At 69.9% G+C, this 24,445-nt stretch carries 22 protein-coding genes; 3 read left to right on the top strand and 19 right to left on the bottom strand.

Annotated elements, in window-relative coordinates; translation table 11 throughout:
- Positions 1 to 3: 3 nt before the first annotated feature.
- The 12 genes from nuoL to OHS57_RS22580 are packed head-to-tail and all read right to left on the bottom strand — an operon-like array spanning position 4 to position 12,779.
- Positions 4 to 1,899, bottom strand: a complete 1,896-nt coding sequence (gene nuoL / locus OHS57_RS22635; RefSeq protein WP_328583169.1) for an NADH-quinone oxidoreductase subunit L — start codon at positions 1,897 to 1,899, stop codon at positions 4 to 6.
- A 14-nt stretch (positions 1,900 to 1,913) separates the two neighbouring features.
- Complete coding sequence (gene nuoK / locus OHS57_RS22630) at positions 1,914 to 2,213, bottom strand: NADH-quinone oxidoreductase subunit NuoK (RefSeq protein ID WP_041985918.1); 300 nt, start codon at positions 2,211 to 2,213, stop codon at positions 1,914 to 1,916.
- Complete coding sequence (locus tag OHS57_RS22625) at positions 2,210 to 3,037, bottom strand: NADH-quinone oxidoreductase subunit J (RefSeq protein WP_041985921.1); 828 nt, start codon at positions 3,035 to 3,037, stop codon at positions 2,210 to 2,212. The genes nuoK and OHS57_RS22625 overlap by 4 nt, the downstream gene beginning before the upstream one ends.
- The gene (gene nuoI, locus OHS57_RS22620) at positions 3,034 to 3,648 is read right to left on the bottom strand and encodes an NADH-quinone oxidoreductase subunit NuoI (RefSeq protein WP_041985924.1); all 615 of its coding nucleotides are present in this window, start codon (positions 3,646 to 3,648) and stop codon (positions 3,034 to 3,036) included. The genes OHS57_RS22625 and nuoI overlap by 4 nt, the downstream gene beginning before the upstream one ends.
- Positions 3,635 to 5,035, bottom strand: a complete 1,401-nt coding sequence (gene nuoH, locus OHS57_RS22615; RefSeq protein ID WP_328583168.1) for an NADH-quinone oxidoreductase subunit NuoH — start codon at positions 5,033 to 5,035, stop codon at positions 3,635 to 3,637. Before nuoH ends, nuoI begins: the two co-directional genes overlap by 14 nt.
- Positions 5,032 to 7,539 carry an NADH-quinone oxidoreductase subunit G gene (locus OHS57_RS22610; protein ID WP_328583167.1) on the bottom strand — a complete coding sequence of 836 codons (2,508 nt, stop codon included), beginning with the start codon at positions 7,537 to 7,539 and terminating at the stop codon, positions 5,032 to 5,034. The genes nuoH and OHS57_RS22610 overlap by 4 nt, the downstream gene beginning before the upstream one ends.
- On the bottom strand, positions 7,536 to 8,903 hold the full coding sequence (gene nuoF, locus OHS57_RS22605) for an NADH-quinone oxidoreductase subunit NuoF (RefSeq protein ID WP_041985936.1): 1,368 nt from the start codon (positions 8,901 to 8,903) through the stop codon (positions 7,536 to 7,538). The genes OHS57_RS22610 and nuoF overlap by 4 nt, the downstream gene beginning before the upstream one ends.
- Positions 8,903 to 9,724, bottom strand: coding sequence for an NADH-quinone oxidoreductase subunit NuoE (gene nuoE / locus OHS57_RS22600; RefSeq protein ID WP_443043089.1), 822 nt, complete (start codon positions 9,722 to 9,724; stop codon positions 8,903 to 8,905). Before nuoE ends, nuoF begins: the two co-directional genes overlap by 1 nt.
- Before the next feature lie 35 nt (positions 9,725 to 9,759).
- A complete protein-coding gene (locus OHS57_RS22595; protein ID WP_041985941.1) occupies positions 9,760 to 11,091 on the bottom strand; it encodes an NADH-quinone oxidoreductase subunit D in 1,332 nt (443 codons plus the stop codon).
- Entirely contained in the window at positions 11,091 to 11,849 is a 759-nt protein-coding gene (locus OHS57_RS22590; protein WP_041985943.1) for an NADH-quinone oxidoreductase subunit C, read from the bottom strand. The genes OHS57_RS22595 and OHS57_RS22590 overlap by 1 nt, the downstream gene beginning before the upstream one ends.
- Positions 11,846 to 12,400 carry a NuoB/complex I 20 kDa subunit family protein gene (locus OHS57_RS22585; protein WP_041985945.1) on the bottom strand — a complete coding sequence of 185 codons (555 nt, stop codon included), beginning with the start codon at positions 12,398 to 12,400 and terminating at the stop codon, positions 11,846 to 11,848. The genes OHS57_RS22590 and OHS57_RS22585 overlap by 4 nt, the downstream gene beginning before the upstream one ends.
- A gap of 19 nt (positions 12,401 to 12,419) precedes the next feature.
- Positions 12,420 to 12,779, bottom strand: a complete 360-nt coding sequence (locus OHS57_RS22580; RefSeq protein ID WP_030379754.1) for an NADH-quinone oxidoreductase subunit A — start codon at positions 12,777 to 12,779, stop codon at positions 12,420 to 12,422.
- A gap of 705 nt (positions 12,780 to 13,484) precedes the next feature.
- On the opposite strand from OHS57_RS22580, the gene OHS57_RS22575 reads away from it, so the two are divergent.
- Complete coding sequence (locus OHS57_RS22575) at positions 13,485 to 14,312, top strand: C40 family peptidase (protein WP_041985949.1); 828 nt, start codon at positions 13,485 to 13,487, stop codon at positions 14,310 to 14,312.
- 69 nt (positions 14,313 to 14,381) lie between these two features.
- Here the strand turns inward: OHS57_RS22575 and OHS57_RS22570 are convergent, their stop codons facing one another.
- The gene (locus OHS57_RS22570) at positions 14,382 to 15,665 is read right to left on the bottom strand and encodes a geranylgeranyl reductase family protein (protein WP_041985955.1); all 1,284 of its coding nucleotides are present in this window, start codon (positions 15,663 to 15,665) and stop codon (positions 14,382 to 14,384) included.
- A gap of 107 nt (positions 15,666 to 15,772) precedes the next feature.
- On the opposite strand from OHS57_RS22570, the gene OHS57_RS22565 reads away from it, so the two are divergent.
- Entirely contained in the window at positions 15,773 to 16,303 is a 531-nt protein-coding gene (locus OHS57_RS22565; RefSeq protein ID WP_328583166.1) for a GNAT family N-acetyltransferase, read from the top strand.
- Positions 16,304 to 16,316: 13 nt separating this feature from the next.
- Here the strand turns inward: OHS57_RS22565 and OHS57_RS22560 are convergent, their stop codons facing one another.
- The 5 genes from OHS57_RS22560 to OHS57_RS22540 form a co-directional block, all read right to left on the bottom strand.
- A complete protein-coding gene (locus tag OHS57_RS22560) occupies positions 16,317 to 17,009 on the bottom strand; it encodes a demethylmenaquinone methyltransferase (RefSeq protein ID WP_078863472.1) in 693 nt (230 codons plus the stop codon).
- Between the two features lie 42 nt (positions 17,010 to 17,051).
- Entirely contained in the window at positions 17,052 to 17,594 is a 543-nt protein-coding gene (locus OHS57_RS22555; protein ID WP_443042942.1) for an imidazolonepropionase-like domain-containing protein, read from the bottom strand.
- Positions 17,595 to 17,601: 7 nt separating this feature from the next.
- Positions 17,602 to 18,816 (bottom strand): cyclic dehypoxanthinyl futalosine synthase, encoded by a 1,215-nt coding sequence (mqnC, locus tag OHS57_RS22550; RefSeq protein ID WP_041985958.1) that lies wholly within the window; start codon positions 18,814 to 18,816, stop codon positions 17,602 to 17,604.
- 80 nt (positions 18,817 to 18,896) lie between these two features.
- Positions 18,897 to 20,765 carry a serine/threonine-protein kinase gene (locus OHS57_RS22545; protein ID WP_328583165.1) on the bottom strand — a complete coding sequence of 623 codons (1,869 nt, stop codon included), beginning with the start codon at positions 20,763 to 20,765 and terminating at the stop codon, positions 18,897 to 18,899.
- A 127-nt stretch (positions 20,766 to 20,892) separates the two neighbouring features.
- Positions 20,893 to 21,705 (bottom strand): menaquinone biosynthetic enzyme MqnA/MqnD family protein, encoded by an 813-nt coding sequence (locus OHS57_RS22540; RefSeq protein WP_277816776.1) that lies wholly within the window; start codon positions 21,703 to 21,705, stop codon positions 20,893 to 20,895.
- A gap of 385 nt (positions 21,706 to 22,090) precedes the next feature.
- Between OHS57_RS22540 and OHS57_RS22535 the strand changes: the two genes are divergently transcribed.
- Entirely contained in the window at positions 22,091 to 22,294 is a 204-nt protein-coding gene (locus tag OHS57_RS22535; protein ID WP_017948713.1) for a cold-shock protein, read from the top strand.
- 103 nt (positions 22,295 to 22,397) lie between these two features.
- Here the strand turns inward: OHS57_RS22535 and OHS57_RS22530 are convergent, their stop codons facing one another.
- Positions 22,398 to 24,320 (bottom strand): AMP-dependent synthetase/ligase, encoded by a 1,923-nt coding sequence (locus OHS57_RS22530; protein ID WP_443042941.1) that lies wholly within the window; start codon positions 24,318 to 24,320, stop codon positions 22,398 to 22,400.
- Positions 24,321 to 24,445: the final 125 nt, after the last annotated feature.

Genomic DNA, 24,445 nt, shown 5'->3' with positions numbered 1-24,445 from the left:
CCGTCACACCGCCCTCATCAGCAGGGTCGCGGCGATGATCACTGCCGTACCTCCGAACATCGAGACCGCATAGGAGCGGGCGTAGCCGTTCTGCAGCTTGCGCAGCCGGCCGGAGAGCCCGCCGAACGACGCCGCGGTGCCGTTGACCACCCCGTCGACCAGCGTGTGGTCGACGTACACCAGCGAGCGGGTGAGGTGCTCGCCGCCGCGGACCAGGACCACATGGTTGAAGTCGTCCTGGAGGAGATCGCGGCGGGCGGCGCGGGTGACGAGCGAGCCGCGCGGCGCGAGCGCCGGTACGGGCCTGCGCCCGTACATCAGCCAGGCGATACCGGCGCCGACGACCAGCAGCACGAGCGTCGCCGTGGTGACGGCGGCCGCGCTGACCGGGGAGTCGCCCTCGCTGTGCCCGGTGACGGGCTCCAGCCAGTGCAGGAACCGGCTGCCGATGGAGAAGAAGGCACCGGCGCCGACCGAGCCGATCGCGAGGACGATCATGGGGATCGTCATCGACCTGGGCGACTCGTGCGGGTGCGGCTCGTGGCCCTCGGCGTCGGGCTGCCAGCGCTTCTCGCCGAAGAACGTCATCAGCATCACGCGCGTCATGTAGAAGGCGGTGATCCCGGCGCCCAGCAGGGTGACGGCGCCGAGGATCCAGCCCTCGGTGCCACCCTTGGCGAAGGCCGCTTCGATGATCTTGTCCTTGGAGAAGAAGCCGGAGAGTCCGGGGAAGCCGATGATCGCCAGATAGCCGAGGCCGAAGGTGACGAAGGTGATCGGCATCTTGCGCCACAGGCCCCCGTACTTCCTCATGTCGACCTCGTCGTTCATGCCGTGCATGACCGATCCGGCGCCGAGGAAGAGTCCGGCCTTGAAGAAGCCGTGCGTCACCAGGTGCATGATCGCGAAGACGTAGCCGATCGGGCCGAGCCCGGCCGCCAGGATCATGTAGCCGATCTGCGACATCGTCGAACCCGCGAGGGCCTTCTTGATGTCGTCCTTCGCGCAACCGACGATCGCACCGAAGAGGAGCGTCACGGCGCCGACGACCACGACCACCACCTGGGCGTTCGGGGCCGCGTTGAAGATGACTCCGGAGCGGGTGATCAGGTAGACGCCCGCCGTCACCATCGTCGCCGCGTGGATCAGGGCCGAGACCGGGGTCGGGCCCTCCATCGCGTCACCGAGCCAGGACTGCAGCGGCACCTGGGCCGACTTGCCGCAGGCGGCCAGCAGCAGCATCAGGCCGATCGCCGTCAGCTTGCCCTCGGTCGCGTTGTCGGCGGCGGCGAAGACCGGGCCGAAGGCGAAGGTGCCGAAGGTGGTGAACATCAGCATGATCGCGATCGACAGGCCCATGTCGCCGACCCTGTTGACCAGGAACGCCTTCTTGGCCGCCGTGGCCGCGCTGGGCTTGTGCTGCCAGAAACCGATCAGCAGGTACGAGGCGAGACCGACGCCCTCCCAGCCGACGTACAGCAGCAGGAAGTTGTCCGCGAGGACGAGGATCAGCATCGCCGCGAGGAACAGGTTCAGATAGCCGAAGAAGCGGCGGCGCCGCTCGTCGTGCTCCATGTACCCGACGGAGTAGATGTGGATCAGGGTGCCCACACCCGTGATCAGCAGCACGAACGTCATCGACAGCTGGTCGAGCTGGAAGCCGACGTCCGCCTGGAAGCCGTCGACCGGGATCCAGCTGAACAGGTGCTGGTGCAGGGCCCGGTCGTCCGCGTTCTTGCCGAGCATGTCCGTGAACAGCACGGCGCCGATCACGAAGGAGGCGGCTGCCAGCACCGTACCGAGCCAGTGGCCAAGACGGTCGAACCGGCGGCCGCCGACCAGCAGGACGGCAGCTCCGAGCAGGGGCGCCGCGACGAGCAGCGCAATCAAGTTCTCCACGATTCAGCGACCCCTCAGAGCTTCATCAGGCTGGCGTCGTCGACCGAGGCCGAGTGGCGGGAACGGAACAGCGACACGATGATCGCGAGCCCGACCACGACCTCCGCGGCGGCGACGACCATCGTGAAGAAGGCGATGATCTGGCCGTCCAGATTGCCGTGCAGCCGGGAGAACGCGACGAACGCGAGGTTGCAGGCGTTGAGCATCAGCTCCACGCACATGAACACCACGATCGCGTTCCGCCGGATCAGCACACCCGCCGCACCGATGGTGAACAACAGGGACGCGAGATAGAGGTAGTAGACCGGACTCATCGCGTGACCTCCTCCTCGTCGTGGTTGTCACGGCCGAGCCGCTCCTTCGAGCGCTGCTCCAGCGCCTTCAGGTCGGCGATGGCCTCGTTGGACACGTCGCGGATCTGGCCGCGGCCCCTGAGCGTCTTGTTGACGGTCAGCTCGGACGGTGTGCCGTCTGGCAGCAGCCCGGCGATGTCCACCGCGTTGTGCCGGGCGTAGACACCGGGCGCCGGCAGCGGCGGGAGCTGCTTGCTGCGGATGCGGTCCTCGGACATCTCCCGCTGCGTCTTGGCCCGTTCGGTGCGCTCCTTGTGCGTGAGCACCATCGCGCCGACGGCCGCGGTGATCAGCAGCGCGCCGGTGATCTCGAAGGCGAAGACGTACTTGGTGAAGATCAGCCGGGCCAGCCCCTGCACGTTCCCGCCGGCGTTCGCGCCGCCGGTGCCCGCCCAGGTCTTCAGCGAGGCGTTGGCGATGCCGACGATCAGCAGGATGCCGAAACCGAGCCCGCAGACCACGGCCCACACGCGCTGGCCCTTGATGGTCTCGGTCAGCGAGTCGGCCGCTGTCACACCGACCAGCATCACGACGAAGAGGAACAGCATCATGATCGCGCCGGTGTAGACGACGATCTGCACGATGCCGAGGAAGTAAGCCCCGTTGGCCATGTAGAAGACCGCGAGGATGATCATCGTCCCCGCCAGGCACAGCGCGCTGTGCACGGCCTTGCGCATCAGCACCGTACAGAGCGCGCCGATCACGGCGACGATGCCGAGGATCCAGAACTGGACCGCCTCGCCGGTCGAGGTGGTGGAGGCGGCAGCGGCGATGGTGGCGTTCATGAGCGGGCCTCCTCACCGGAAGCCGACTCGCCCTTGCTCACGGCGACCTGACGGACCGTGTCGGGCGCGGCCTCCGTCACCAGACCCCGGTAGTAGTCCTGCTCGTCGGTGCCGGGGAAGATCGAGTGCGGCGACTCGACCATGCCCTCCTCAAGACCCGAGAGCAGCTGCTCCTTGGTGTAGATCAGGTTCTCGCGCGAACTGTCGGCCAGCTCGAACTCGTTGGTCATCGTGAGCGCCCGGGTGGGGCACGCCTCGATGCACAGCCCGCAGAGAATGCAGCGCGCGTAGTTGATCTGGTAGACGCGGCCGTACCGCTCGCCCGGGGAGTAGCGCTCCTCCTCGGTGTTGTCGGCGCCCTCCACATAGATCGCGTCCGCCGGGCACGCCCAGGCGCACAGCTCACAGCCGATGCACTTCTCCAGGCCGTCCGGATGCCGGTTGAGCTGGTGACGGCCGTGGAAGCGCGGCGCTGTCACCTTCTGCTGCTCGGGATACTGCTCCGTCAGCCGCTTCTTGAACATGGCCTTGAAGGTCACGCCGAAGCCGGCCACAGGATTCCGGGGGGCGCTCGGGGTCCCCCCCTGCGAAGACTCGTCAGACACCGCCATCCTCCTTTCCGTCACTCTCAGTTCCGTCACTCACAGTATTGGCCCCGCCACTGACAATCAGCTCGCGCTCACGGCGCGGGGTCCTGCGCGGCACGGGCGGCAGCGCCTGTCCCGGCAGCGGTGGCACGGGGAAACCGCCGGCCATCGGGTCGAAGGCGGGAGCTTCGGGCTCTCTCGCCGCCGCCTCCTTCTCCTGTTTGTTGCGGAACATGTCCACGACGAAGGAGAGCAGCAGGATCACGATGATCGCGCCCGCGACGTACAACAGGATCGAGGTGAAGCCGTAGTTCTCGTTACGCAGCGCACGCACCGTCGCGACGAGCATCAGCCAGACCACCGAGACCGGGATCAGGACCTTCCAGCCGAGCTTCATCAACTGGTCGTAGCGCACGCGTGGCAGCGTGCCGCGCAGCCAGATGAAGCCGAACAGCAGCAGCTGCACCTTGAGGACGAACCAGAGGATCGGCCACCAGCCGTGGTTGGCCCCCTCCCAGAAGGTGGAGATCGGCCACGGCGCGCGCCAGCCGCCCAGGAAGAGCGTGGCGGAGACGGCCGAGACGGTGATCATGTTGACGTACTCGGCGAGCATGAACATCGCGAACTTGATGGACGAGTACTCGGTGTTGAAGCCGCCGACCAGGTCGCCCTCGGACTCCGGCATGTCGAACGGGGCGCGGTTGGTCTCGCCCACCATCGTGATGATGTAGATGATGAAGGAGACCGGCAGCAGCAGGATGTACCAGCGGTCCTGCTGGGCGTCCACGATCGCCGAGGTCGACATCGACCCGGAGTAGAGGAACACCGAGGCGAAGGCCGCGCCCATCGCGATCTCGTACGAGATCATCTGCGCGCAGGAGCGGAGTCCGCCGAGCAGCGGGTACGTCGAGCCCGACGACCAGCCGGCCAGGACGATGCCGTAGATACCGACCGAGGCGACGGCGAGGATGTACAGCATCGCGATCGGCAGGTCGGTGAGCTGCATCGTCGTGCGGTGGCCGAAGATCGAGACCTCGTTGCCCGAAGGGCCGAACGGGATCACGGCGATCGCCATGAAGGCCGGGATCGCGGCGATGACCGGCGCGATGATGTAGACGACCTTGTCGGCGCGCTTGACGATGATGTCTTCCTTGAACATCAGCTTGGCGCCGTCGGCGAGCGACTGGAGCATGCCCCAGGGGCCGTGCCGGTTCGGGCCGATGCGCAGCTGCATCCAGGCGACGACCTTGCGCTCCCAGACGATGGCGAACAGCACGTTCACCATCAGGAAGGCGAAGCAGAAGACGGCCTTGACGACGACGAGCCACCACGGGTCGCGGCCGAACAGCGACAGGTCCTCCGCGGCGAGCACGGTCTGCGGTGCCGTCGCGAGTTGGGCGAAGGCGGTCATGCGCGCACCTCCGGTGCGGGGGTGGCCGCTTCCTGCGCGGCCGGGCCGATACGGACCAGCGTTCCCGGGCGGGACCCGGTGTCGGCGAGGACACCGCCGCCCGTGGAGTTCAGCGGCAGCCAGACGACCCGGTCGGGCATCGCGGTCACCCGCAGCGGCAGCGTCACGGCGCCGGCCGGGCCGGTCACCGTCAGCGCGTCGCCGTCCTTGACGCCGGTCTCGGCGGCCGTCGTCGCGGAGAGCCGCGCGACCGCCTCGTGCCGGGTGCCGGCCAGGGCCTCGTCGCCCTCCTGGAGCTTGCCCTGGTCGAGCAGCAGCCGGTGGCCGGCGAGGACCGCCTCGCCGTCGCCGGGGCGCGGCACGGGAACGGCCGACTCGACCGGCGTACCGGCCCGGGGTCCTTCCCAGCCGCCCAGCCGGTCCAGCTCGGCCCGTACGGACCGCAGGTCGGGCAGGGCGAAGTGCACGTCGAGGGTGTCGGCGAGCATGTGCAGCACCCGCGCGTCGCTCGGCGCGAGCTGCCTGGTCATCTGCTCGGGCTTGAGCGCCGCCTCGAACAGCCGCGCCCTGCCTTCCCAGTTGAGGAACGTGCCGGGCTTCTCCGGTACGGCCGCGACGGGGAAGACGACGTCGGCGCGGTCGGTGACCTCGCTGGGCCGCAGTTCGAGCGAGACGAGGAATCCGACGGCGTCCAGCGCGGCCAGCGCGCCCGCCGGGTCCGGCAGGTCGGCCACCTCGACGCCCGCGACGACCAGCGCGCCGAGTTCGCCGGTCCTGGCGGCCTCGACGATCTGGCCGGTGTCGCGGCCGTAGCTGTGCGGCAGTTCGCGTACGCCCCAGACGGCCGCGGTCTCCTCGCGGGCCCGCGGGTCGGTGGCGGGACGGCCGCCGGGCAGCAGCGACGGCAGCGCGCCCGCCTCAACGGCGCCACGCTCACCGGCCCTGCGCGGGATCCAGACGAGATAGGCGCCGGCCGCCGTCGCCGCCTTGGCGGCTGCGGTCAGACCGCCGGGTACCGCGGCCAGCCGCTCGCCGACGACGATCACGGCGCCGGGCGCGCGCAGCGCCTCGGACGCCGTCGCGCCGTCGCCGTCCAGCCCGGTGCCGGAGGCGAGCGCGTCCAGCCACTCGGTCTCGGTGCCGGGGGCGGCGGGCAGCAGCGTGCCGCCCGCCTTCGCCAGGCCGGGCGTCGCGTGCGTGGCGAGCGAGAAGGTGCGCTGGCCGTGCTTGCGGTACGCCTTGCGCAGCCGCAGGAAGACGCCGGGCGCCTCCTCCTCGGACTCGAACCCGACGAGCAGGACGGCCGGGGCCTTCTCCAGCTTGGCGTTGGTGACGCCCGTGCCGTCCAGGTCGTGGCCGTGGCCCGCGACCTGGGACGCCAGGAAGTCGGCCTCCTCGCTGCTGTGCACGCGCGCGCGGAAGTCGATGTCGTTGGTTTCGAGGGCGACCCGCGCGAACTTCGCGTACGCGTAGGCGTCCTCGACGGTGAGCCGGCCGCCGGTCAGCACCCCGGCCCTGCCGCGCGCCGCCGCGAGGCCGCGGGCGGCGGCCTCCAGCGCCTCGGGCCAGCTGGCGGGTGCCAGGATGCCGTCGTCGCCGCGTACCAGCGGGGTGGTGAGCCGGTCGGGCTTCTGCGCGTAACGGAAGCCGAACCGCCCCTTGTCGCAGATCCACTCCTCGTTGACCTCGGGGTCGTCGGCGGCCAGCCGCCGCATGACCTTGCCGCGCCGGTGGTCGGTACGGGTCGCGCAACCGCCCGCGCAGTGCTCGCAGACGCTCGGCGACGACACCAGGTCGAAGGGGCGGGAGCGGAACCGGTACGCCGCCGAGGTCAGCGCGCCGACCGGGCAGATCTGGATGGTGTTGCCGGAGAAGTACGAGGCGAACGGGTCGCCCTCGCCGGTGCCGACCTGCTCCAGCGCGCCGCGCTCGATCAGCTCGATCATCGGGTCGCCGGCGACCTGGTTGGAGAACCGGGTGCAGCGGGCGCACAGCACGCAGCGCTCACGGTCGAGCAGCACCTGGGTCGAGATCGGGACCGGCTTCTCGTAGGTGCGCTTGCGGCCTTCGAACCGGGTGTCCGGGTCGCCGACCTGCATGGCCTGGTTCTGCAGCGGGCACTCGCCGCCCTTGTCGCAGACCGGGCAGTCCAGCGGGTGGTTGATGAGCAGCAGCTCCATCACCCCGCGCTGGGCCTTCTCGGCGACGGGCGACGACAGCTGCGACTTGACGACCATGCCGTCGGTGCAGGTGATCGTGCAGGAGGCCATCGGCTTGCGCTGGCCCTCGACCTCCACGATGCACTGCCGGCAGGCGCCGACCGGGTCGAGCAGCGGATGGTCGCAGAAGCGCGGGATCTCGATGCCGAGCAGTTCGGCGGCGCGGATCACCAGGGTCCCCTTGGGGACGGAGATCTCGATGCCGTCGATCGTCAGCGAGACGAGATCTTCCGGCGGGACCGCCGCCTCGCCGCCGCCGGAGGGAGCGGACGTGGTGACTGTCATGCGTTCACCTCCAGGTGCGGGTTGTGCTGGTCTGCCCACACGGTGGACTTCGCGGGGTCGAGGGGGCAGCCCTTGCCCGTGATGTGCTGCTCGTACTCCTCGCGGAAGTACTTGAGCGAGGAGAAGATCGGGGCGGCGGCGCCGTCGCCGAGCGCGCAGAACGACTTGCCGTTGATCGTGTCGGCGATGTCGTTCAGCTTGTCCAGGTCGGACATCTGGCCCTTGCCCGCCTCGATGTCGCGCAGCAACTGGACGAGCCAGTAGGTGCCTTCACGGCACGGCGTGCACTTGCCGCAGGACTCGTGGGCGTAGAACTCGGTCCAGCGGGTGACGGCCCGTACGACACAGGTCGTCTCGTCGAAGCACTGGAGCGCCTTGGTGCCGAGCATGGAGCCGGCCGCGCCGACGCCCTCGTAGTCCAGGGCGACGTCGAGGTGCTCCTCGGTGAACATCGGCGTCGAAGAGCCGCCGGGCGTCCAGAACTTGAGCCGGTGGCCCGCCCTGATGCCGCCGCCCATGTCGAGCAGCTGGCGCAGGGTGAGCCCGAGCGGGCCCTCGTACTGGCCGGGGTTGGCGACGTGGCCGCTGAGCGAGTAGAGCGTGAAGCCCGGGGACTTCTCGCTGCCCATCGATTTGAACCAGTCCTTGCCGCGCTGCAGGATCGCGGGAACGGACGCGATGGACTCCACGTTGTTCACCACAGTGGGGCATGCGTAGAGCCCCGCGACCGCGGGGAAGGGAGGACGCAGCCTGGGCTGTCCGCGACGGCCCTCCAGGGAGTCGAGCAGCGCGGTTTCCTCACCGCAGATGTACGCGCCGGCGCCCGCGTGCACGACGATGTCGAGGTCGAGTCCGCTGCCCAGGATGTCCTTGCCGAGGTAGCCGGCCTCGTACGCCTCGCGCACGGCTTCGTGCAGCCTGCGCAGGACCGGCACGACCTCGCCGCGTACGTAGATGAAGGCGAGCGAGGAGCGGATCGCGTAACAGGCGATCACGATGCCCTCGATGAGGGAGTGCGGGTTGGCGAAGAGGAGCGGCATGTCCTTGCAGGTGCCGGGCTCCGACTCGTCGGCGTTGACGACGAGATAGTGCGGCTTGCCGTCGCCCTGCGGGATGAACTGCCACTTCATCCCGGTCGGGAAGCCGGCGCCGCCACGGCCGCGCAGACCCGCGTCCTTGACGTAAGCGATGAGGTCGTCGGGCGACATCGCGAGGGCCTTCTTCAGTCCCTCGTAGCCGTCGTGCCGCTGGTAGGTGTCCAGCGTCCAGGACTCCGGCTGGTCCCAGAACGCGGACAGGACCGGTGCCAGGAGTTTCTCCGGGCTGGTGCCGTGCTCGTCGACTTCGGTCGGCATGGTCGTCATCACTCCCCCTCCTCGGCTGCGGGCCCGGCGGGGTGCGCGGGGTCGGAGGCCGAGGTGTCCTGCGGTGCGTCGTGCGAGCTGAGGTGCTGGGAGCCGGGCTGCGGTGCGTCCTTGGGAGCGGCCGCGTCGTCCCCGCCGCGCGGCGACACCACACGCTGGGTGCTCTCGCCCCTGGCGAGCCGCAGACCGATCAGCGAGGCGGGTCCCGCGCCGCCGGTCGCCTCGACGGCACCGGGGCGCTCGTCGGGGAACCCGGCGAGGATCCTGGCCGTCTCCTTGTACGTGCACAGCGGTGCGCCACGGGTGGGCGCGACGGGACGGCCCTCCCGCAGGTCGTCGACGAGCTGCTTGGCGCTGTCCGGCGTCTGGTTGTCGAAGAACTCCCAGTTGACCATCACCACGGGGGCGAAGTCGCAGGCCGCGTTGCACTCGATGTGTTCGAGGGTGACCTTGCCGTCCTCGGTGGTCTCGTCGTTGCCGACCCCGAGGTGCTGCTTCAGTTCGTCGAAGATGGCGTCGCCGCCCATCACCGCGCAGAGCGTGTTGGTGCAGACGCCGACCTGGTAGTCACCGCTCGGCTTGCGCCGGTACATGGTGTAGAAGGTCGCGACGGCCGTGACCTCGGCGGTCGTCAGGCCGAGTTGGTCGGCGCAGAACGCCATGCCCGTACGGGAGACGTAGCCCTCCTCCGACTGCACGAGGTGCAGCAGCGGCAGCAGCGCCGACCTGGAGCCCGGGTAGCGCGCGATGATCTCCTTCGCGTCGGTCTCCAGCCTGGCCCGCACATCGGCCGGGAAGTCCGGGGCGGGCAGCTGGGGCATCCCCAGGCTGACCTCGGAGTTGGCGGGTGTGGTCGTCACCGGTCGACGCCTCCCATCACGGGGTCGATGGACGCGACAGCGACGATGACGTCGGCGACCTGGCCGCCCTCACACATCGCGGCCATGGCCTGGAGATTGGTGAAGGACGGGTCCCTGAAGTGGACCCGGTACGGGCGCGTGCCCCCGTCGGAGACGACGTGCGCGCCGAGTTCGCCCTTGGGCGACTCGACCGCCGCGTACGCCTGTCCCGCCGGGACGCGGAAGCCCTCCGTCACCAGTTTGAAGTGATGGATCAGAGCCTCCATGGACGTGCCCATGATGTTCTTGATGTGGTCGAGCGAGTTGCCGAGTCCGTCCGGGCCGAGCGCGAGCTGCGCGGGCCAGGCGATCTTCTTGTCCGCGACCATGACCGGGCCGGGTTCGAGCCGGTCCAGGATCTGCTCGACGATCCGCAGCGACTGCCGCATCTCCTCAAGCCGGATCAGGAAGCGGCCGTAGGAGTCGCAGGTCTCCGCGGTCGGGATCTCGAAGTCGTAGTTCTCGTAGCCGCAGTACGGGTCGGACTTGCGCAGGTCGTGCGGGAGTCCGGCGGCCCGCAGGATCGGCCCCGTAGCGCCGAGCGCCATGCAGCCCGCCAGGTCGAGGTAACCGACGTCCTGCATACGGGCCTTGAAGATGGGGTTGCCGGTGGCGAGCTTGTCGTACTCCGGCAGGTTCTTGCGGAGCGTCTTGAGCATCCCGCGCAGATGGTCGACGGCGCCGGCCGGCAGGTCCTGGGCGAGGCCGCCGGGGCGGATGAACGCGTGGTTCATGCGCAGCCCGGTGATCAGCTCGTAGGCGTCGAGAATCAGTTCACGATCGCGGAAGCCGTAGATCATGATCGTGGTCGCGCCGAGCTCCATACCGCCGGTGGCGATGGCGACCAGGTGCGAGGAGAGCCGGTTCAGCTCCATCAGCAGGACGCGGATGGCGGTGGCCCGGTCCGGGATCTGGTCCTCGATGCCGAGCAGCTTCTCCACGCCGAGGCAGTACGCCGTCTCGTTGAAGAACGACGTCAGGTAGTCCATGCGCGTGACGAACGTGGTGCCCTGCGTCCACGTGCGGTATTCGAGGTTCTTCTCGATGCCGGTGTGCAGGTAACCGATGCCGCAGCGGGCCTCGGTGACGGTCTCGCCGTCGATCTCCAGGATCAGCCGCAGCACGCCGTGCGTGGACGGGTGCTGCGGGCCCATGTTGACGACGATGCGCTCGTCGTCGCTCTTGACCGCCGATTCGACGACCTCGTCCCAGTCGCCGCCGGTGACCGTGTAGACGGTGCCCTCGGTCGTGGCGCGGGGAGTCGCGTGCGGGGCTTGGGGAGTTGACATCAGGAGTACGACCTCCGCTGGTCCGGAGCCGGGATCTGGGCGCCCTTGTACTCGACGGCGATACCGCCGAGCGGATAGTCCTTGCGCTGCGGGAAGCCCTGCCAGTCGTCCGGCATCATGATCCGGGTCAGGGCCGGGTGACCGTCGAAGATCAGGCCGAAGAAGTCGTACGTCTCGCGCTCGTGCCAGTCGTTGGTCGGATAGATCTCGACCAGGGACGGCACGTGCGGGTCGGCGTCGGGGGCCGACACCTCCAGGCGGATCAGCCGGCTGTGGGTGATCGAGCGCAGGTGGTAGACGGCGTGCAGCTCGCGGCCCTTGTCACCGAGGTAGTGGACGCCCGACACCCCCGTACACAGCTCGAAGCGCAGCGCCGGGTCGTCACGCAGGGTGCGCGCGACCTGGACCAGATGCTCACGGGCGATGTGGAAGGTCATCTCGCCGCGGTCGACGACCGTCTTCTCGATCGCGTTCTCGGGCAGGAGTCCCTGCTCGTCGAGGGCGCCTTCGAGTTCGTCGGCGATCTCGTCGAAGACGCCGTCCCGGCCGCCGTACGGACGTGACGAGGCGCCCGGGAGGGCCACGGGCCTGACGAGTCCGCCGTAGCCGGAGGTGTCGCCGCCGTTCTCGGCGCCGAACATCCCCCGCTTGACCCGGATGACCTCGGCGGCCTGGTTCCGCTCGGAGGGAACGTTCTTGCCGGATCCGTTCTGCCCGGACCCGTTCGCCGCTTCGGCGGATCGCTGCTCGTCGGTCACCGCAGCAGCCCCTTCATCTCGATGGTGGGGAGCGCCTTGAGGGCCGCTTCCTCCGCCTCGCGGGCGGCTTCCTCCGCGTTGACGCCGAGCTTGCCGTCCTTGATCTTCGCGTGGAGCTTGAGGATCGCGTCCATCAGCATCTCGGGCCGCGGCGGGCAGCCGGGCAGATAGATGTCGACGGGGACGACGTGGTCGACACCCTGGACGATGGCGTAGTTGTTGAACATCCCGCCCGACGAGGCGCAGACCCCCATGGAGATCACCCACTTGGGGTTGGGCATCTGGTCGTAGACCTGCCGCAGCACGGGCGCCATCTTCTGGCTCACCCGGCCTGCGACGATCATCAGGTCGGCCTGGCGCGGTGAACCGCGGAAGACCTCCATCCCGAACCGTGCCAGGTCGTACCGTCCGGCACCCGTCGTCATCATCTCGATGGCACAGCAGGCAAGGCCGAAGGTCGCGGGGAACATGGACGAACTCCGCACCCAGCCCTGCGCCTGTTCGACGGTGGTCAGCAGGAAACCGCTCGGCAGCTTCTCTTCGAGTCCCATTGGTGGCCCCTCAGCCCCTCTAGTCCCATTCCAGACCGCCCCGCCGCCACACATACGCGTAGGCGACGAAGACGGTGAGCACGAAGAGCAGCATCTCCACGAGCCCGAAAATCCCCAGGGAGTCGAAAGTGACCGCCCAGGGGTAAAGGAAGACGATCTCGATGTCGAAGACGATGAAGAGCATCGCCGTCAGGTAGTACTTGATGGGGAAGCGACCGCCCCCGGCGGGTGTCGGCGTCGGTTCGATCCCGCACTCGTACGCTTCAAGTTTCGCCCTGTTGTACCGTTTTGGGCCGATAAGCGTGGCCATCACCACGGAGAAGATCGCAAACCCAGCTCCGAGGGCGCCGAGCACGAGGATGGGCGCGTAGGCATTCACGCTCCTCAGCTCCTTCCAGTCGTCCTTGACCGATGGACCGCAGCGGGCTTTTCGCTCGCCACCCCACGAAGATCGCTTACATGTGAGGCAGTTCACAAGCCCGGCTGCCCCGCATCCTATGCCTGGTGGTCTGTGATCTGCGACACGGGGTGCGACAAGGGCTTTGTGATCTCCACCACCCGGCCGAGGATCATGAAGTCGGATGAGCGGAAGCCGTCCCACGTGAGGCGCCCGAACGGTCACCCGACGTCACAACGGCGGGCGTTGCCGCTGGTCGTGGCCGCCCGCCTCTATCAAGCGGTGCTCGATACAGGCAAATTGGCGATGGACGGCTTTTGGGTGATAAGGCGCTCGCGCTCACCCGGTCGAGGGGGTCGCGCGGAGCGAGGTGGACACGTGCGCGCATTCACGAGCGACGGGTCCGGACAATTCCCACCCGCGCGTGCCGACGGTGTGACCTGTGCCACGTCGCGAAGATGGCGGAAAAGCGGGGCTTGGCCAACCGTGTGAAGGGATGGTAGGCGGCGGGCAATTCGGGCGTTTAGCTGAAAGGCCGTGATCATGCCCGTGATCGCGACTGCCCGTTTTGCCCGTTACGGCGTCAATAAAGGCCCCGAATAAGCGGATTCACAGATTCCGAACGTAACTGTGGCGCAACACACCTTGCTTGACGGCAACCCGGGAACCCCTGATACGGGTTGTCCCATGTCCCACACCGCTCTCATACGAAGCCACCGGAAGCCCCGCCAGAGTGCGTCGAGAACCGCGCTCCGTGCCGGAGTTGCCGGTGGCGTCCTCAGCACCATCGCGGTGGCAGGTGCTGCCGGCCCGGCGAACGCCGAGCCGGTGACCCAGACCATCGAGATCCCCACGCTCACCACCGGGTTGGCGGGCAGCGCGGCACAGTCCGCCGAAGCCACCCAGCAGATCGCGCTCACCCTGGAACTTCAGGCCCAGGAAGACGCGGCAGCCACCAAGGCGGCACACGCCGCCAAGAAGGCGCACGCCGAGGCCGAGCGCAAGGCCGAAGCGAAGAAGAAGGCGGAGAGGGCGGAGAAGGCCGCCCGCGCGAAGGCCGCCGAGCGCGCCTCTCGCACCACGGAACGCACCACCCTCACCGCGACCACCACCGCGGCCTCCACGTCCGACTCGGGCTCGTACAGCGCCTCCACAGCCTCCGGCTCGGCCGGCGCCGTGGTCGCCTTCGCGAAGGCGCAGCTCGGCGACGCGTACGTGATGGGCTCCACGGGCCCCAACGCCTGGGACTGCTCGGGCCTGGTCCAGGCGGCCTACCGCTCGGTCGGCGTCGACCTCCCCCGGGTCTCCGGCTCGCAGTCGACGGCCGGCACCCAGGTCTCCCTGAGCAACCTCCAGCCGGGCGACATCCTCTACTGGGGCGGCGCGGGCAGCGCGTACCACACGGGGATCTACGTGGGCGACGGCCAGTTCGTCGGCGCGCAGAACCCGAGCACGGGAGTGGTGGAGAAGTCCCTGGACTGGGACCCGCCGTCGGGCGCGGTCCGCGTCCTCTGACGCACCACACACCGGACACACGCGAAAGGCCCGCACCCGACGGGGGGTGCGGGCCTTTCGCGTACGACGTCAGGCCTTCGGGGCTACCTTTGTCAGGCCGTTGATGATGCGGTCCATCGCGTCGCCGCCCGTCGGGTCCGTCAGGTTCGCCAGCATCTTCAGGGTGAAGCGCATCAGCATCGGGTGGGTCAGGCCGCGTTGGGCCGCGATCTTCATGATCTTGGGGTTGCCGATGAGCTTCACGAAGGCGCGGCCCAGGGTGTAGTAGCCGCCGTAGGTGTCCTTGAGGACCTTCGGGTAGCGCTGGAGGGCCAGTTCGCGCTGGGCCGGGGTCGCGCGGGAGACCGCCTGGACCATCACGTCGGCGGCGATCTGGCCCGACTCCATCGCGTAGGCGATGCCCTCGCCGTTGAACGGGTTGATCAGGCCGCCCGCGTCGCCGACGAGCAACAGGCCCTTCGTGTAGTGCGGCTGGCGGTTGAAGGCCATCGGGAGGGCGGCGCCGCGGATCGGCATCGTCATGTTCTCCGGGACGTAGCCCCAGTCCGCCGGCATCGAGGCGCACCAGGCCTTCAGCACCTCGCGCCAGTCCAGCTCGCGGAAGGCGGCGGAGGAGTCGAGGATGCCGAGGCCCACGTTGGACGTGCCGTCGCCCATGCCGAAGATCCAGCCGTAGCCGGGCAGCAGCCGGTCCTGCGGGCCGCGCCTGTCCCACAGCTCCAGCCAGGACTCCAGGTAGTCGTCGTCGTGGCGCGGCGAGGTGAAGTACGTGCGGACGGCGACGCCCATCGGGCGGTCCTCGCGGCGGTGCAGGCCCATCGCGAGCGACAGCCGGGTGGAGTTGCCGTCGGCGGCGACCACGAGCGGCGCGTGGAAGGTGACCGGGGTCTTCTCCTCACCGAGCTTCGCGTTGACGCCGGTGATGTGGCCCGTGCGCTCGTCGAGGATCGGCGCGCCCACGTTGCAGCGCTCGTACAGCCGGGCGCCGGCCTTCTGCGCCTGCCGGGCCAGCTGCTCGTCGAAGTCGTCGCGCTTGCGGACGAGTCCGTAGTCCGGGTACGTGGCGAGGTCCGGCCAGTCGAGCTGGAGCCGCACACCGCCGCCGATGATCCGCAGGCCCTTGTTGCGCAGCCAGCCCGCCTCTTCGGAGATGTCGATGCCCATGGACACCAACTGCTTCGTGGCGCGCGGGGTGAGCCCGTCGCCACAGACCTTCTCGCGCGGGAACGCCGTCTTCTCCAGCAGCAGGACGTCGAGTCCCGCCTTGGCGAGGTAGTACGCGGTGGTCGAGCCGGCCGGGCCCGCACCGACGACGATCACATCTGCGGTGTTCTCGGAGAGGGGCTCGGTCACAGCGGGTTCTCCCGAAGACTGGAAATGACGTACCGGACGGCACTGGACGTGTGCAGTCTATGGGTGCGTACTGATCCAACAGTTGAAGGGCCGCCATCGTGAACGACATGACAGGACAGGTGCCCGCCGTACGGCTGCGCGTCCCCACCGAGGAGGACGCCCTCGTCTGGCACCGGATCTTCGCCGACCCCGACGTGATGGAGTTCCACGGCGGCGCCCCCGCCGAGCTGTCGGTGTACGAGGAGCTCACGGCGCGCCAGCGGCGGCACGACGCCGAACGCGGCTTCTGCCTCTGGAGCGTGCTGGACGACAGCGGTGAGGTGATCGGCTTCACCGGCGCCCAGCCGTGGCCGCACGAGACCCAGGGCCCGGTCGGCGAGATCGAGATCGGCTGGCGGCTGGCCAGGGCCGCCTGGGGCCACGGCTACGTCACGGCCGCCGCCCGGCAGACCCTGGACCGGGTACGGGCCGCCGGGGTCGGCGAGGTCGTGGCGATGGTCAACTCCCGCAACGAGCGCTCCATAGCGGTGACCCGGCGGCTGGGGATGGACCTCGCCGAGACCTACCCGTTCAGCAGGGAGCGGCAGGGCGGCGGGACCGAGGAGCTGCTGGCGCTGTGTTTCCGGCTGAAGCTGTGAGGCACCGGCCGGGTCAGACGCGTACGCCCCTGTGCAGTGCCACCACTCCGCCCGTCAGGTTCCGCCACGCCACCTTCGACCAGCCGGCCCGCTGGAGCTTCGCCGCCAGCGCCGGCTGGTCGGGCCAGTCGCGGATCGACTCGGCGAGATAGACGTACGCGTCGGGGTTGGAGGACACGGCGCGCGCCGTCGGCGGCAGCGCGCGCATCAGGTACTCCTCGTAGACGGTCCTGAACGGCGCCCACGTCGGATGGGAGAACTCACAGATGACGACACGGCCGCCGGGCTTCGTCACCCGGAACAGCTCGCTCAGCGCCCGATCCGTGTCCTGGACGTTGCGCAGTCCGAAGGAGATCGTCACCGCGTCGAAGACCTCGTCGGCGAAGGGCAGTTTTGTCGCGTCCCCGGCCGTGAACGGCATCCAGGGGTGGCGGTTCTTGCCCTCGCGCAGCATGCCCTGCGAGAAGTCGCACGGCACCACGTAGGCGCCGGTCGCGGCGAAGGGCTGCGAGGAGGTGGCGGTGCCCGCGGCCAGGTCGAGGACCTTCTCGGCGGGGCGCGCGTCGACCGCCTTCGCGACCTCCTTGCGCCACAGCCGGGCCTGGCCGAGCGAGAGCACGTCGTTGGTGAGGTCGTACTTGGCCGCCACGTCGTCGAACATCGAGGCGACTTCGTGCGGCTGCTTGTCCAGGGATGCTCGGGTCACCCGCCCATTCAAGCAGCCCCGGCCCCACGCGCACGGCGCGCCCTAGGCGCGGCGGAACACCAGCCGGCCGCCGAGTGCCGTCACCAGACAGCCGCCGTCGTCGGCGAGGACCGCGAAGTCGGCGTCGACGTCGACGGCCAGCGGCCTGGCGGCGGCGCGCAGGCCGGAGCGTTCCACCGCCGTGCGGACCGAGGCGCGGGCGAACGGGCCCGCGAGCGCCGTCACCCCGCGCGCCAGCAGCCGCTGCACGCCACGGCGCGCGCTCGCGCCCCAGCGGGTGTCCGTCAGGTCCAGCGCGGCGAGCGCGGCGCCGGTCAGCGGCTCCGTGCCGAGGTCGGCCGCCTCGCGCGGGTCGGGCCAGTAGGCCGCCTCCAGCAGGGCGGCGCCGTCGGGCTCGTACCGCCCGGGGCCGAGCACGCCGTGCCACTCACGGACCCGGGCCCGCTCCCCGTACCGGGCGAGCAGTTCTTCGTACGGCCCGAGCGCCGCGACGCGTCCGCCGTCGACGGCGACCGCCTGTCCCGGGGTGACGGGCCCGTCCCACTCGGCACGCAGCCCGCCCCACGGGTGATGGATCGTCAGCACGCCCGGCTCAGTTGGCGCTGAGCAGCTTCAGCTCGGGGTGCGCCGTACCGCCCTCGATCGCCGTGGACGAGATGTGCGAGACCACCCGGGCGTCGACCGGGTCGTTCGCCGGGTCGTCGTGCACGACGATGTGCTCGTACGTCGTGGCGCGCTGCGCCGGCACCCGGCCCGCCTTGCGGATCAGGTCGATGATCTCCAGACGGTTGGAGCGGTGCTTGGCGCCCGCCGACGAGACGACGTTCTCCTCCAGCATGATCGAGCCGAGGTCGTCGGCACCGTAGTGCAGGGAGAGCTGGCCGACCTCCTTGCCCGTGGTCAGCCAGGAGCCCTGGATATGGGCCACGTTGTCGAGGAAGATCCGGGCGATGGCGATCATCCGCAGGTACTCGAAGAGCGTGGCCTGCGTCTGGCCCTTCAGGTGGTTGTTCTCGGGCTGGTAGGTGTACGGGATGAAGGCGCGGAAGCCGCCCGTCCGGTCCTGCACGTCGCGGATCATCCGCAGGTGCTCGATCCGCTCGGCGTTGGTCTCGCCCGTGCCCATCAGCATCGTGGACGTCGACTCGACACCGAGACCGTGCGCGGTCTCCATGATCTCCAGCCAGCGCTCGCCGGACTCCTTGAGCGGCGCGATCGCCGTGCGAGGCCGCGCGGGCAGCAGCTCGGCGCCGGCGCCCGCGAAGGAGTCGAGGCCGGCCGCGTGGATCCGGCTGATCGCCTCTTCGGCGGAGACACCCGAGATGCGGGCCATGTGCTCGATCTCGGAGGCGCCGAGGGAGTGGATGACCAGCTGCGGGAACGCCTTCTTGATCGCGGAGAAGTGCTCCTCGTAGTACTCGACACCGAAGTCCGGGTGGTGGCCGCCCTGGAACATGATCTGCGTGCCGCCGAGTTCGACGGTCTCCGCGCAGCGGCGCAGGATGTCGTCGAGGTCGCGGGTCCAGCCCTTCTCGGTGTCCTTGGGCGCGGCGTAGAACGCGCAGAACTTGCACGCCGTCACACACAGGTTGGTGTAGTTGATGTTGCGCTCGATGATGTACGTCGCGATGTGCTCCGTACCGGCGTAGCGGCGGCGGCGCACGGCGTCGGCGGCCGAGCCCAGCGCGTGCAGCGGGGCCGAGCGGTAGAGGTCGAGCGCTTCCTCGGGGGTGATGCGCCCGCCTGCGGCGGCGCGGTCGAGGACTCCAGTGACTTCCACGGGCGTGAGGGCGGCCTTCTCGGTCACTGGCGCGGGTCCTTCCCAAGGGGGGTTGCGAGGTCCGATCCAGCGTACGCCAGGGTGCCCCGGCGGCCGGGGCACGGGGCTCACTGCCTGGTCAACGTGCCGGTCGGGTCGCCCGCCGCGTCCTCCTGCGACTCGTAGCGCAGGCTGTCGGCGCGGGTGAGGGTGAAGGTGAGCGGGGCGGCGTCCGAGCTGGTGCACAGGTCGGCGGTGCCGGGACGGTCCGGGTCGGGGCGCTCGTCGACCCGCAGCCGCTTGTCGGTCGCGGAGACGAGCCTGCCGATGCCGTAGCAGTGCACGGTCGTGCCGAGCAGGGAGAAGCTGCTGGTCGTGCGGACCACATCCGTACCGACGGCTCCCTTGCTGAACTCGACGAGGTAGTCGCCGTGCGGCAGTCCGCCGCTTTCGACGGTGGGGCCCGACCAGGTGCCGACGAACGACTTGGGCAGTTCGGACAGGGCCGAGGGCGCGGGCGGGCCGCCCGGATCAGGTGTGCCGCCCGGCTCGGGTGTGCCGGTCGGGTCGGGGGAGGTCGACGGGCCGGAGGACGCCGAAGGGGCCGAGCCGCCCGGCGTGGCCGCCGGGTCCGACGTCTTCGGTGTGCCGCCGACGCTGCCGTGGTCCGCCGTGGTGTCCCGGTCGTCGCCCTGGCCCGGCATGAGCCCGGCCAGGTAACCGCCGCCGATCATGACCGCGGCCAGCGCGCCCGCGACGGCGAGCGCCACCGTGCAACTGACCTTGCGGCGGGGCCCGGCGGTACCCGCGGCGGTCGAAGCGCCCTGCGGGCCGTGGCCGTTGAGGCGGGTGCCCGCCCCGGCACCGGCCTCGAAGGAGAACGACACCGCCCGGTCGGGCCGCCGCGGATCCGGCACCGGCTCGACGGGGTCACCGAACACCCCGAGCGGCGGCGCCGTACCGAGCGGCCCCGCCCCGTTGCCCGTTCCGTTCCCCGTTCCGTTGCCCGTTCCCTGGCCGGGGCCCTGGAGCGAGTCGTTGGTGAACGGTACGAGCCCGGTCGGCGCTGGCGCCGACGGCTCCAGGTCCAGCAGTTGGACGACCGCGCGGCTGACCTCCTCGACCAGCGGCCCCGGCAGCCAGCCGGCCGCCACGGCGCCCGCCGCGCCCTGCGGGGCCAGCAGCGCCGCGACCTCCTGGGGCGCCGGGCGGGCCGCCGGGTCCTTGGCGAGGCAGCGTGCGACGGTCTCCCGCAGTCCGGCCAGTTCGTCGCCGGCCAGACCGCTCAGATCCGGCTCCTCGTGGACCACCCGGTACAGCAGCGCCGCCGACGAGTCGCCGGGGAACGGGCTCGCGCCCGTCGCCCCGTACGCGAGCACGGCGCCCAGCGAGAACACGTCGGCCGCTCCGGTGACGCCCTTGCCGAGTATCTGCTCGGGCGACATGTAGCCGGGTGAGCCGACGGAGACGCCGGTCGAGGTGAGCGAAGCGGTGCCGTCGGTGGCGCGCGCGATGCCGAAGTCGATCAGCCGGGGGCCGTCGAGGGCGAGCAGGACGTTCGAGGGTTTGACGTCCCGGTGCACCAGGCCCAGCGCGTGGACGGCGGCCAGGGCCTCGGCGAGCCCGGCGCCGAGGGCCCGTACGGTACGGCCCGGCAGCGGCCCGTGACCCTGCACGGCCTGGGTCAGCGAGGGACCTGCGACATAGCCGGTGGCCACCCACGGCACGGCGGCCTCCGGGTCGGCGTCGAGCACCGGCGCCGACCAGCGGTGGCCACCGGGGCCCGTACCGACCCGGCGCGCGGAGTCCACCTCGCGCCGGAAGCGGGCGCGGAACTCCTCGTCCGTCGCGAAGTGCGGATGGACGACCTTCACCGCGACCGTGCGGCCCCCCTCGGAGCGCGCCAGATAGACGCGTCCCATCCCGCCGGCCCCGAGCCTGCCGAGCAGCCGGTAGGGACCGATGGTCCGTGGCTCGCCCGCATCCAACGGCTGCATGGCCCCCGACCCCCCGGTGTCACCGCGATACTGCGTCCACGCAGCAGCCTAACGGGCTCGTCGTGACACGGAGGGGTTCATTCAGGGTCTGTGCGGAGTCCTGTGCCGGCTCCGGCCGGTGTCCCGCTCAGCCTCCGAGCAGTTCGATGTGCACGTCGGACGGGTAACCCGTCGTCGCTCCCGTCCTGCGGGCGAACTCCCGTACGCCCGCGAGCTGGTCGGCGCCGAAGCGGAAGTCCAGCGTCCGGAAGTACCGCTCCAGCAGCTCCGCGTCGAACGCCTCCCAGCGCGCCGCCTGCTTGGCCACCTGGTCGACCTCCCGCAGGGAGACGTCACGCGAGTTGAGGAACGCCTCGTGCACCTGCCGCGTGACCCTGGGCTCGCGGGCCAGGAAGTCCTTGCGCGCGGCCCACACGGCGAAGACGAACGGCAGTCCCGTCCAGTCCTTCCACATCTGCCCGAGGTCATGGACCTGCAGGCCGAGCCGCGGGGCGTCGTGCAGGGACGCCCGCAGCGCCGCGTCGCCGATCAGCACGGCGGCCTCGGCCTCCTGCATCATCAGGCCCAGGTCCGGCGGGCACCGGTAGTAGTCGGGGGTCACGTGGTGCTGCTCGGCGAGCAGCAGCTGGGCGAGGCGTACGGCCGTACGGGACGTGGAGCCGAGCGCGACCCGGGAGCCGTCGAGCTGGTCGAGCGGCACCTGCGAGACGATCACGCAGGACATCACGGGGCCGTCGCAGCCGACCGCCACATCGGGGAAAGCGACGAGGTCGTCCGCATTGCGGAGGAATTCCACAAGGCTGATCGGCGAGATATCGAGGTCGCCGCGTACGAGCTGGTCGTTGAGCTTCTCAGGGGTGTCCTTCGTCAGCTCCAGATCAAGAAGGGTTCCGGTCCTGGCAAGCCCCCAATAGATGGGCATGCAGTTCAGGAACTGGATATGACCGACACGCGGCCGGTTTCGACTGTGGTCGGCTCCGGCGGTCCCGACGGCTTCCGGCGCTGCTTGTGACGCCGCTTCTCCTGCTGCGTTTTCTACTGGACTGTCCACATCGTGAGGCTAAACCCGCGACCGGGCGCGGGCAGCCCCGGGGGGCGGTTCGTGAGCACGTCAGGAGCGCGTCAAACCTCCGGGTGACACCTCGCGGAGAGGTGATCTTTCCCTCTACCGCTGTGCGTGGAGTGCGTGCTAGGCTCGCCGCAAGTTGCAGTTTGGTTTCCCTTGCAGTACAGAGCCTGCGGAGCATGTAACCGCAGGCTTTTGTAGTATTCAGACTTCTTTGCAGGTTCTGGAGCAGGGCAACCCTTTGGCCCAAGGAGGGCTTATGGCTACCGGAACCGTCAAGTGGTTCAACGCTGAAAAGGGCTTCGGCTTCATCGCCCAGGACGGCGGCGGCCCGGATGTCTTCGTCCACTACTCCGCGATCAACGCGACCGGCTTCCGCTCCCTCGAGGAGAACCAGGTCGTGAACTTCGACGTCACACAGGGCCCGAAGGGCCCCCAGGCGGAGAACGTCACCCCGGCCTAGGTGCCCGGGTCGGCGATCGCAGATCACTGAGCAGTACCCAAGGGGCCCTGTTTCCTCCACTCGGGTGGGGAAGCGGGGCCCCTGCCTTGTGGCCGCGCCCGTCCTACGGCTCGTACAGGGCCTTGATGTCCGACGCGAAGTCCGTCTCGATCTGGGCGCGCCTGAGTTTGAGCGAAGGCGTCAGATGCCCGCTCTCCTCGGTGAAGTCGACGGTCAGGATGCGGAAGCGGCGGATCGACTCCGCCCTGGACACCAGCCGGTTGGCCTCCACCACCGCGCGCTGGAGGATGCCGCGCAGTTCGTCGTCGTCGGCCAGCACCTCGCGTGAGATGTTCGGCTTGCGCGTCATCTGGCCCCAGTGGGCGAGCCCTTCGGGCTCCAGCGTGACCAGCGCCGTCACGAAGGGGCGGTTGTCGCCCACCACCAGACACTGACTGATCAGCGGATGCGCGCGCAGCCAGTCCTCCAGCGGGGCGGGCGCCACGGTCTTGCCGCCGAGGGTGATGATGACGTCCTTCTTGCGGCCGGTGATCGTCAGATAGCCGTCGGGGTCCAGCGCGCCCAGGTCACCCGTCGCGAACCAGGACCGTCCGTTCTCGTCCCGCTCCGTCGCGGGCACGGCCTCGCCCAGTTCGGCGTCCCAGTAGCCGGCGAACAGGTTGCCGCCGCTCAGCAGTACTTCGCCGTCGTCGGCGATCCGTACGGCGGTGCCCGGCAGCGGCCAGCCGACGGTGCCCATCCGGGGGTTGCGCGGCGGGGTGACGGTCGCGGCGGCCGTGGTCTCCGTGAGCCCGTAGCCCTCGAAGATCTCGATGCCGACGCCCGCGTAGAACGAGGCGAGCCGGCGGCCGAGCGGGGAGCCGCCGCAGATCGCGTACTTCACCTTGCCGCCGAGCGCAGCGCGGATCCGCCGGTACACCAGCGGGTCGTACAGCGTGCGGGCCGCGCGCAGGGCGGTCGAGGGGCCGGGGCCCGTGCCGTTCTCCGCCGCCTCCAGGTCCTCGCCGTAGCGCCGTGCGATGCGCGCCGCGCGGTCGAAGGACGAGGCGCGGCCCATCCGTTCCGCCGTGGCGCGTGCGGTGTTGTAGACCTTCTCCAGCACGTACGGGATGGCCAGCAGGAAGGTCGGCCGGAAACCGGCCAGGTCGGCGAGCAGGTCGTCGGACTTGATGGACGGCGCGTGGCCGAGCCGTACCCGGGCCCGCAGACAGCCGATCGAGACCATCCGCCCGAAGACGTGCGAGAGCGGCAGGAACAGCAGGATCGACGCGGGCTCCTTGCTGACCGTCTTGAAGACGGGGTGCAGCAGCTCGATGGCGTTGTCCACCTCGGCGAAGAAGTTGCCGTGGGTCAGGGCGCAGCCCTTGGGGCGGCCCGTGGTCCCCGAGGTGTAGCTGAGGGTGGCGACGGACGACGGGCTCAGCGCGGCGCGGCGTTCGGTGACGGCCTCGTCCGGCAGGTGCGCGCCGGCCTGGCGCAGGGTCTCGACGGCGCCGGTGTCCAGCTGCCACCAGTGCTTGAGCCGGGCTATCTGCTGGCCCTCCTGGCGGATCAGCCAGGCCTGCTGGCCGTCCTCGACGACGCAGCCCGCGGCTCCGGAGTCCTGGAGGATCCAGCGGGCCTGGAAGGCGGACGCGGTCGGGTAGATGGGTACGGTGACCAGCCCTGCGGCGAGCGCGGCGAAGTCGAGGAGCGTCCACTCGTACGTCGTACGCGCCATGATCGCGAGCCGGTCGCCCGGCTGGAGCCCTTCGGCGATCAGCCCCTTGGCGACGGCGCGCACCTCGTCGGCGAACGCGGCCGACGTGACGTCACGCCACCTGCCGTCGGGGCCTTTCCTGCTGAGGACCGGCTGGTCCGGGGCGGCCTCGGCGTTGTCGAAGGGGATGTCGGCGAGCGAACCGCCCGGCGAGAGCGGGACGAGCGCGGGTACGGACACCTCCCGTACCTCCCCGTCCTCGTCCCGCAGCTTCTGGGGCCCTGCCTGGGGTACGGACAGGGCGTCGGCGGACGCGGCGAAGGACACGGGCGGCTCCTCGTGTGGGGGGTGAGGTCGGACGTGGGGGCCATGGGACCGGAACAGCCTGCCCCGGGTCAACTCCCCATGGCCACGGGGCTCAAAGACGTTCGAGATCACCACAGAAGGCGCAC

Origin of the sequence: Streptomyces sp. NBC_00370, assembly GCF_036084755.1 — a bacterium.
In the GTDB taxonomy this organism is placed as follows: Bacteria; Actinomycetota; Actinomycetes; order Streptomycetales; family Streptomycetaceae; genus Streptomyces.
Note: the sequence above shows the minus strand (reverse complement) of the source record. Positions and strands in the feature narration are given on the sequence as shown.